Raw genomic sequence first — 6,982 nt, 5'->3', positions numbered from 1 at the left:
GCCCGGCGGCGCGCGGCGTCGGCCCGCCGGTCGCGCTCCTCGTCGGCCCGCCGCTCGCCGGTCGCGTCGGCCCGCCGGTCCCGCTCGCCGTCGGCCGGCAGGTCCCGGCCGAGCCGGGCCAGCAGCACCCCGGCGAGCACCCCGGCGGTGACCGCCGGGTCGGCCGCGTGCGGCCGCTCCGCCTCGTCGCGGCGCGGTGGGGGCATCCGGCAGACCCGGGTCAGCAGGGTGTCCAGCACCGGCGCCGGCAGCCCGGGCAGCAGGTCCCGGACCCGGCCGTCCAGCTCGCGGTGCAGCCGTCCCAGGTCCTCCGCGCGGGGCGGATGCCCGAGAAGCTCCCCGGCCAGGTCGCGCAGCAGCGGCGGGGCCACCGCGGCCAGGCCGAGGCCGACGTCGACGTGCGCGCGGCGCAGCTCGGCGTGCAGCCGGTCCCGGTCGCCGGCCCGGACCCCGCCCACCACCCGGCGCAGCAGCTCCCGGGAGTCGCCGACCTGCTCGTCGGGCTCGTCCGGCGGGCCCTCGCCGCCGCCGGTCAGCTCGGCCACCCGCACCTCCCACCAGCGGCGCAGCTTCACCTCGCCGGCCGGCTCCGGCTCCGGCGCGACCGGCGCCGCCGCCCGGGGCGCGTCGTGCGCCGGCCGGCGCTGCTGCCGCGGCGGCCCGGGCGTCGGCCCGCCGTCGGGCCCCAGCCCGATCGCGGCCAGGTACGCCGACAGCTGCTCCTGCGCGACGCGCAGCGCGTACCCGGCGGTCTCGGCGTGCTCGGTGGCCGCGGAGAGTTCCGGCACGCCCATCGGGTCGGCCGACTCCTGGCGCACCCAGCGCAGCCGCTCCGCGGCCAGCCCGAACTTCTCGAGCGCCCGGGCGAGCTGGGCGATCGGCAGGTCCTCGGCGGCGGCGCGGACCTGCGCGCCGATGTCCTCCACGATGGACACGGCCCGGCCTCAGAGCGTCGCGACGTAGAGCTGCGCCTGCTCGACCGCGACGAGTGTCGCGGCGAGGCACTCCTCCAGCTCCTGGCTGGCCTGGGTCAGCGACGACTGGGCCGCCTCGACCGTCTCGTGCCCGCTGCCCTCCAGCGCGCCGGCCAGCGTCTGCTGCGCCTCGGCCAGCTTCTCGCCGGCCGCCTGCACGGCGCTCTGGCCGTCGCCGATCTGCTGGAGCGCGACATCGATGGCTGCCTTGAGCTCGGCGACGCTCGCCACGGCGAAACCTCCTGGGGGCGGGGAGGCCTCCATTAGAGCCTATCGGGTGCGGTGAGAGAACATCCGCCCTGTCAGTGTTCCTGCCCTGGTGACCGGTTGTCGACCGGAAGCGCCCCGAGTCCGGTTAACGGGACTCGCCGGAGGGTTCCGTCCGGTCCCGCAACCAGCGCGGTCCGTACACCTCGGCGCCGTGGCCGGCGACCCGTTCGCGCAGCTCACGGTCGGCCGTGACGACCAGGCGGCGGCGGTCCGGCGCGGTGGCGACCAGCTCGACCACGGCGTCGTCCCCCGACCCCGCCGCGGCCACCACCCGGACCGCGGCCGTGCCCGGCACGTCCCTCGCCCGGCCCTCCACCACCAGCACCACCTCGACCGGGGGCGGCAGCTCCGGGGGCAGCCCGTCGGCGGCCACCGCGGCCAGCGAGTCGCGCAGTCGGGCGGTGGCGCCCGCCCGGTCCCGCCACCAGCCGTCGGGGCGGGAGCCCACCACGTTTGCGGCGTCCACGATCAGCAGCGGCGTCGCGTCCATGCCGTCAGCCTGCCACCCGGCCCCCGTCGCCACGCCGCCGGCGCACCGCTGCGAGGACGGGACCCGTCCACCAACGCAGCCCGCCTTGCCCGGGTAGGTGAACTGCAATCCGTCGCGGCGGCTGCGAGGACGGGACCCGTCCGCCGCCCCAGCCCGCCCTTGCGCACGCAGCCCGGTCGCCGGCGGGGCGTACGCGGCCGGGCCGGGCGAATGGCGGCGTTTGTCGGGCCGGCCGCCGGGTAGCCCCTGGCGACCGTGCCGCGCCCGAGGAGCGGAGGACAGACATGATGGGACCCGGTGACTTCGGCTCCGACCCCTGGGACGAGTTCCTGGCCCGGTACTTCGGCCGGGGTGAGGGTGGGCGCCGCCCCGCGCACCGGGTCGACATCACCCGGCTGATGACCGCCGACGCCCGGGAGATGCTGGCCGACGCGGCCCGCCGGGCCGCCCAGCGGCAGAGCACCGACCTGGACACCGACCACCTGCTCTGGGCGGGGCTGCAACGCGAGCCGCTGCGCGACCTGGTCCGGCGCGCCGGCGCCGACCCGGACACGCTGCTCAACGCGCTCGGCGGTCGCGGCGACGGCGCGCCGCGCGGCGAGGTGCCGCCGAACCTGTCGCTGACCCCCGCGGCGAAGCGGGCGCTGCTCGACGCCCACCAGCTGTCCCGGGCGATGGGCGCGAACTACATCGGTCCCGAGCACATCCTGATGGCGCTGCCGCTGAACCCGGAGTCGCCGGCCGGGCGGATGCTCGCCGCCGGCCGGATCCAGCCGGAGTCGTTGCAGGCCGCCAGCGCCGAGCGCGGGCCGATGACCGGGCCGAAGCCGGACCGTGGCACGCCCACCCTGGACCAGTACGGCCAGGACCTCACCGACCTGGCCCGCAACGACCAGATCGACCCGGTGATCGGCCGGGCCGACGAGATCGAGCAGGCCGTCGAGATCCTGTCGCGGCGGACGAAGAACAACCCGGTGCTGATCGGCGAGGCGGGCGTCGGCAAGACCGCCATCGTGGAGGGCCTGGCCGAGCGGATCTGCGACGGCGACGTGCCGCAGACGCTGCTCGGCAAGCGGGTCATCCAGCTCGACCTGGCCGGTCTGGTCGCCGGCACCCGCTACCGGGGCGACTTCGAGGAGCGCCTGAAGAAGGTGATCGACGAGATCCGGGCGCACCGCGAGGAGCTGATCGTCTTCCTGGACGAGATCCACACCCTGGTCGGCGCGGGCGGGGCGGGCAGCGAGGGCGGCATGGACGCGTCCAACATGCTCAAGCCCGCGCTGGCCCGGGGCGAGCTGCGGGTGATCGGCGCGACCACGCTGGACGAGTACCGCAAGAGCATCGAGAAGGACGCCGCGTTGGCGCGCCGGTTCCAGCCGGTGTTCGTGCCGGAGCCCACCGTCGAGGACACGGTGGCGATCCTGCGCGGCCTGCGGGACCGCTACGAGGCCCACCACCAGGTGCGGTTCACGGACGAGGCGCTGGTCGCCGCGGCCGAGCTGTCCGACCGGTACGTCACCGACCGCTACCTGCCGGACAAGGCGATCGACCTGATCGACCAGGCGGGCGCCCGGGTCCGGCTGCGCACCCGCACGCCCGCCTCGGACGTGCGCGAGCTGGAGACGCAGCTCGACGAGGTGCGCCGGGACAAGGAGCAGGCCGTCGCCGACGAGCAGTACGAGAAGGCGTCCGCCCTGCGCGACCGCCTCGCCGAGCTGGAGGAGCAGATCCGTCTCGCCCGGGGCGACGAGGGCGGCACCTCCCAGGTGCCGGCGGTCGGGCCGCGGGAGATCGCCGAGGTGGTCTCCCGGGCCACCGGCATCCCGGTCAACCAGCTCACCGAGGAGGAACGCGACCGGCTGCTGCGCCTGGAGGGCCACCTGCACGAGAAGGTGGTCGGCCAGGACGACGCGGTCACCGCCGTCGCGGAGGCGGTCCGCCGCTCGCGTACCGGGCTGGCGGACCCGGAGCGGCCGATGGGCAGCTTCCTCTTCCTCGGCCCGACCGGCGTCGGCAAGACCGAGCTGGCCCGCGCCCTCGCGGAGGCGCTCTTCGGCGAGGCCGACCGGATGGTCCGGGTGGACATGAGCGAGTTCCAGGAGCGGCACACCGTCAGCCGGCTCGTCGGCGCCCCACCCGGGTACGTCGGCTACGAGGAGGCCGGCCAGCTCACCGAGGCGGTGCGCCGCCGCCCGTACGCGGTGGTGCTGCTCGACGAGATCGAGAAGGCCCACCCCGACGTGTTCAACATCCTGCTCCAGGTCCTCGACGACGGTCGGCTCACCGACAGCCAGGGACGCACGGTCAACTTCAAGAACACGGTGCTGATCATGACGAGCAACCTCGGCTCGGAGCTGATCACCGGCACCCAGCGCGCCGTCGGGTTCGGCGCTGGCGCGCCGGGCACCGACGCCGAGCGCGACGAGCTGCGCGAGCGGCTGATGCGCCGGCTCCAGGAGAACTTCCGCCCGGAGTTCCTCAACCGCATCGACGAGGTGATCATCTTCCGGCGGCTGGAGGCCGAGCAGCTGCGCCAGATCACGGAGCTGATGCTGGAGGAGACCCGGCGCCGGCTGCACGCCCAGGACATCCAGGTCGACTTCACCACCGCGGGCATCGACTGGCTCGCCGAGCACGGCTACCAGCCGGAGTTCGGCGCCCGGCCGCTGCGCCGGGTCATCCAGCGGGAGGTGGACAACCAGCTCTCCCGGATGCTGCTGGAATCGGCCGTCTCGCCCGGCCAGAAGGTCACCGTCGACGCCCGCGACGGTCGGCTCGCCTTCGACGTGGCCGCCGGCGAGCGCGGGTACCGCGCGGCGAGCACGTCCCATCCCCGATGAGCCGGAGGGCGGACATGACCGAACCCGAGGAGACCCAGGAAGAGACCGAGCACACCGATCCGATCCTGGCGCCGCCGACGGCGAACCCCGCCCGGGTGCAGGTGCCGCCGGAGGGCCTGGGTCAGCAGCAGGGCGACGAGCCGGAGCCGGCGGCGTCCGACCGCCGTCGAGAGGAGGGCTGATGGTACGCGAGCAGCGGCTCGATCCCGAGGTGGAGGTCCTCTGGGACGACTTCCACGCCCAGGTGAACGTCCCGTCCGAGCAGCTGCGGCAGTGGCTGCTCACCCGCGGCTCGGGGGAGGAGTCGTTCGGGCCGGACCCGGACCTCGACCTGCCCGAGCCGGGCCGGCAGATCCTGCGGGTGCTCACCAAGCGCAAGGTCGACCTGACCCCGGACGACATCAAGGTGATGCGGGACGCGATCGACGAGATCCAGAACCTGCTGGAGGCGAAGCCGCCCCGCGGCAACGCCGACGACGAATGGCGGCACGCGCTGCTCGACCTGGGCCACGACGTCCTCGTCGAACGCTGAACCGCCCCCGCCGACCCCACGACCGCCGGCCGGCGGCGCCCCGGACACCTCTCCCGGGCGCCGCCGGCCGGCGTGCTCAGCCGTGGTCGCTCTCCAGGCTGCCGATCGTCAGGCCCGCGGCGTCGGCCGCCGCCTCGCGGTCGGCGCGCGCCCGTTCCTCCCGGGTGAGCAGGTTGGCGTACTCCGTGACGTCCGCCGGGTCGGGCACCTCGGGCAGCCGACGCAGGAAGGTCTCGACGTCGCGGGCGGCGGACGTGTGCGCGGCGGCTGCCTGCCGGAGGATCTCCCGGTCGTCGGCGGCGGGGTAGAGATCGGTCATGTCCGCCTGATACCCGGCGCTACGCCGTTCGCACCCCGTCCGTCCCGGCGGGCGTGAGCCCCCGCGCGCCGAAGCCCGGGTTGCGCAGCAGCCAGGACAGGTAGTCCGGGTGCGCCGCCAGCGAGTCGGTGTACGCGGCCAGCGCGGTCTCCAGCACCACCTCGGCGTCCCGGGCGGCGGGGGAGTCCGGGTGCCAGCCCAGCATCAGCCGCCAGCGCAGCGGCGTCCCCGCCAACATCCGCGTGACCAGCCCGGCGACCGGGCGGAACGTGGCCTGGCAGAGCGCCACCGCCTCGCCGGAGTCGACCATGTCGATGCACACGCGCACGTCGGCCTCGTACAGCTTGCGCGGGGTGAAGCCGGCGCGGGCGCAGGCGGCGGCGAAGCAGTCGCCGAAGCAGCCGTCGCCCGGCGCCGCGACCCACTGCTCGCGGCGCAGGTCCGCCAGGGCCACCTCGGCCCGGCCGGCCAGCGGGTGCTGTTCGGGCAGCATCACGAGCACCGGGTCGACGGCCACCTCCCGCCAGCTCAACCCGCACTCGGCCGGCGGCGCGGCGTCGCCGCACACCCCGATCAGTGCGAAGTCCAGCCGACCGCCGGCCACCAGCTGGGCCAGCTCCTCGGCCGACCAGGAGGCGTGGGTGGTGATCTGGGCGGGCGGGGGATCGGCGGCGAGCCGGTGCACGAGCCGGCCGAGGATCGGGCTGTTCACCCCGCCGAACCGGTAGCGCCGGGGGGCGTCCCCGGCGCCCGCCAGCCGGGCCGCCTCGTCCTGCAGGCCCTTCATCGCCGGCAGCAGCACCCGGGCCCGGGCGAGCACCAGCTCGCCGAGGGCGGTGGGGCGCGCGCCGCGACGGTCCCGTTCGAACAGCGGCCCGCCCAGCGTCCGCTCGATGCGCTGGAGCTGGGCGGTGAGCGCCGGCTGGGCCAGGCCGAGCGTCGAGGCCGCCTTGGTCACGCTCCCCGTCTCCGCGATCGCGCAGACCACCCTGAGGTGTCGCAGCTCCAGATTCATGAAGTGACGGTATGACCCCGCAGCGGCCGACGGAAGGCCCCGAACTGATCAACACTCGCCGATGTGTGCCGGATCGGCCGCCGCGACGCTCCACGGCGGCGTCGCTGGCTCAGCTCGACGGTGGCTCGGCCAGGTCGGCGAGGTAGGTGGGTCGGCCGGTGACGGCGTCACGCACCTTGTCGACCACACCCACCGCCGGCTCGACGACCCGGTTCCACGGCGGCGTCGCCGGCGTGCCCGGGTGCGGTCGGGTCGGCGCCGCCTCCTCGGCGATCTCCAGCCGGTTGCCCAGGCGGATCAGCTCCTCGGCGCTGGCCACCTCCCGTAGCGCCGCGACGAGGGCGCCGACCTCCTCGACGTGGCGGCGGACCCGCGCGTCGACCTCGGCCAGCCCGTCGTCGGCCAGCCCGCGCAGGGCGGTCAGCAGGTCCGCGTCGTCCGCCAGCACCCGGTCCACCCGCCCGGCGGCGTCGGGCAGCGCCGCCCGGACCGCGGGCAGCAGGTACTGCTCCTCGGCGGAGAGGTGCCGGGACAGCGCCGCC

General features: G+C 75.7%; 9 protein-coding genes. 3 read left to right on the top strand and 6 right to left on the bottom strand.

Annotated features, from left to right (window positions below; all coding sequences use genetic code 11):
- From ACSNOB_RS30980 to ACSNOB_RS30970, 3 genes are all read right to left on the bottom strand, one after another.
- Positions 1 to 935 (bottom strand): hypothetical protein (locus ACSNOB_RS30980; protein ID WP_436690885.1); only part of this gene is annotated, 935 nt, incomplete at its 3' end.
- Between the two features lie 9 nt (positions 936 to 944).
- Complete coding sequence (locus ACSNOB_RS30975; protein ID WP_089000636.1) at positions 945 to 1,205, bottom strand: hypothetical protein; 261 nt, start codon at positions 1,203 to 1,205, stop codon at positions 945 to 947.
- Between the two features lie 124 nt (positions 1,206 to 1,329).
- The gene (locus ACSNOB_RS30970) at positions 1,330 to 1,734 is read right to left on the bottom strand and encodes a hypothetical protein (protein WP_436690883.1); all 405 of its coding nucleotides are present in this window, start codon (positions 1,732 to 1,734) and stop codon (positions 1,330 to 1,332) included.
- Positions 1,735 to 2,018: 284 nt separating this feature from the next.
- Between ACSNOB_RS30970 and ACSNOB_RS30965 the strand changes: the two genes are divergently transcribed.
- From ACSNOB_RS30965 to ACSNOB_RS30955, 3 genes are read left to right on the top strand one after another with little or no spacing between them, the layout of a single operon-like run.
- A complete protein-coding gene (locus ACSNOB_RS30965) occupies positions 2,019 to 4,574 on the top strand; it encodes an ATP-dependent Clp protease ATP-binding subunit (protein WP_436690881.1) in 2,556 nt (851 codons plus the stop codon).
- 14 nt (positions 4,575 to 4,588) lie between these two features.
- Positions 4,589 to 4,756 carry a hypothetical protein gene (locus tag ACSNOB_RS30960; protein ID WP_436690879.1) on the top strand — a complete coding sequence of 56 codons (168 nt, stop codon included), beginning with the start codon at positions 4,589 to 4,591 and terminating at the stop codon, positions 4,754 to 4,756.
- Positions 4,756 to 5,106, top strand: coding sequence for a DUF3140 domain-containing protein (locus ACSNOB_RS30955; protein WP_393107363.1), 351 nt, complete (start codon positions 4,756 to 4,758; stop codon positions 5,104 to 5,106). Before ACSNOB_RS30960 ends, ACSNOB_RS30955 begins: the two co-directional genes overlap by 1 nt.
- Positions 5,107 to 5,182: 76 nt before the next feature.
- Here ACSNOB_RS30955 and ACSNOB_RS30950 read toward each other — a convergent pair whose 3' ends face one another.
- The 3 genes from ACSNOB_RS30950 to ACSNOB_RS30940 all read right to left on the bottom strand — a co-directional run.
- Positions 5,183 to 5,425 (bottom strand): hypothetical protein, encoded by a 243-nt coding sequence (locus tag ACSNOB_RS30950; protein WP_393107365.1) that lies wholly within the window; start codon positions 5,423 to 5,425, stop codon positions 5,183 to 5,185.
- Between the two features lie 19 nt (positions 5,426 to 5,444).
- Complete coding sequence (locus tag ACSNOB_RS30945; protein WP_393107367.1) at positions 5,445 to 6,440, bottom strand: LysR family transcriptional regulator; 996 nt, start codon at positions 6,438 to 6,440, stop codon at positions 5,445 to 5,447.
- Between the two features lie 109 nt (positions 6,441 to 6,549).
- Positions 6,550 to 6,982: hemerythrin domain-containing protein (locus ACSNOB_RS30940; RefSeq protein ID WP_436690876.1), on the bottom strand; the 433-nt coding region annotated here is incomplete at its 5' end.

Origin of the sequence: Micromonospora sp. URMC 106 (genome assembly GCF_051386395.1) — a bacterium.
Classification (GTDB): Bacteria; Actinomycetota; Actinomycetes; order Mycobacteriales; family Micromonosporaceae; genus Micromonospora.
The sequence above is the reverse complement of the archived record's forward strand: the minus strand, read 5'-3'. Positions and strand labels throughout refer to the sequence as shown.

Bases quoted from the DNA above. Each gene is read 5' to 3' on its own strand.
- ACSNOB_RS30970 (WP_436690883.1), bottom strand. From the start codon at position 1,734: ATGGACGCGACGCCGCTGCTGATCGTGGACGCCGCAAACGTGGTGGGC.
- ACSNOB_RS30965 (WP_436690881.1), top strand. From the start codon at position 2,019: ATGATGGGACCCGGTGACTTCGGCTCCGACCCCTGGGACGAGTTCCTG.
- ACSNOB_RS30960 (WP_436690879.1), top strand. From the start codon at position 4,589: ATGACCGAACCCGAGGAGACCCAGGAAGAGACCGAGCACACCGATCCG.
- ACSNOB_RS30955 (WP_393107363.1), top strand. From the start codon at position 4,756: ATGGTACGCGAGCAGCGGCTCGATCCCGAGGTGGAGGTCCTCTGGGAC.
- ACSNOB_RS30950 (WP_393107365.1), bottom strand. From the start codon at position 5,425: ATGACCGATCTCTACCCCGCCGCCGACGACCGGGAGATCCTCCGGCAG.
- ACSNOB_RS30945 (WP_393107367.1), bottom strand. From the start codon at position 6,440: ATGAATCTGGAGCTGCGACACCTCAGGGTGGTCTGCGCGATCGCGGAG.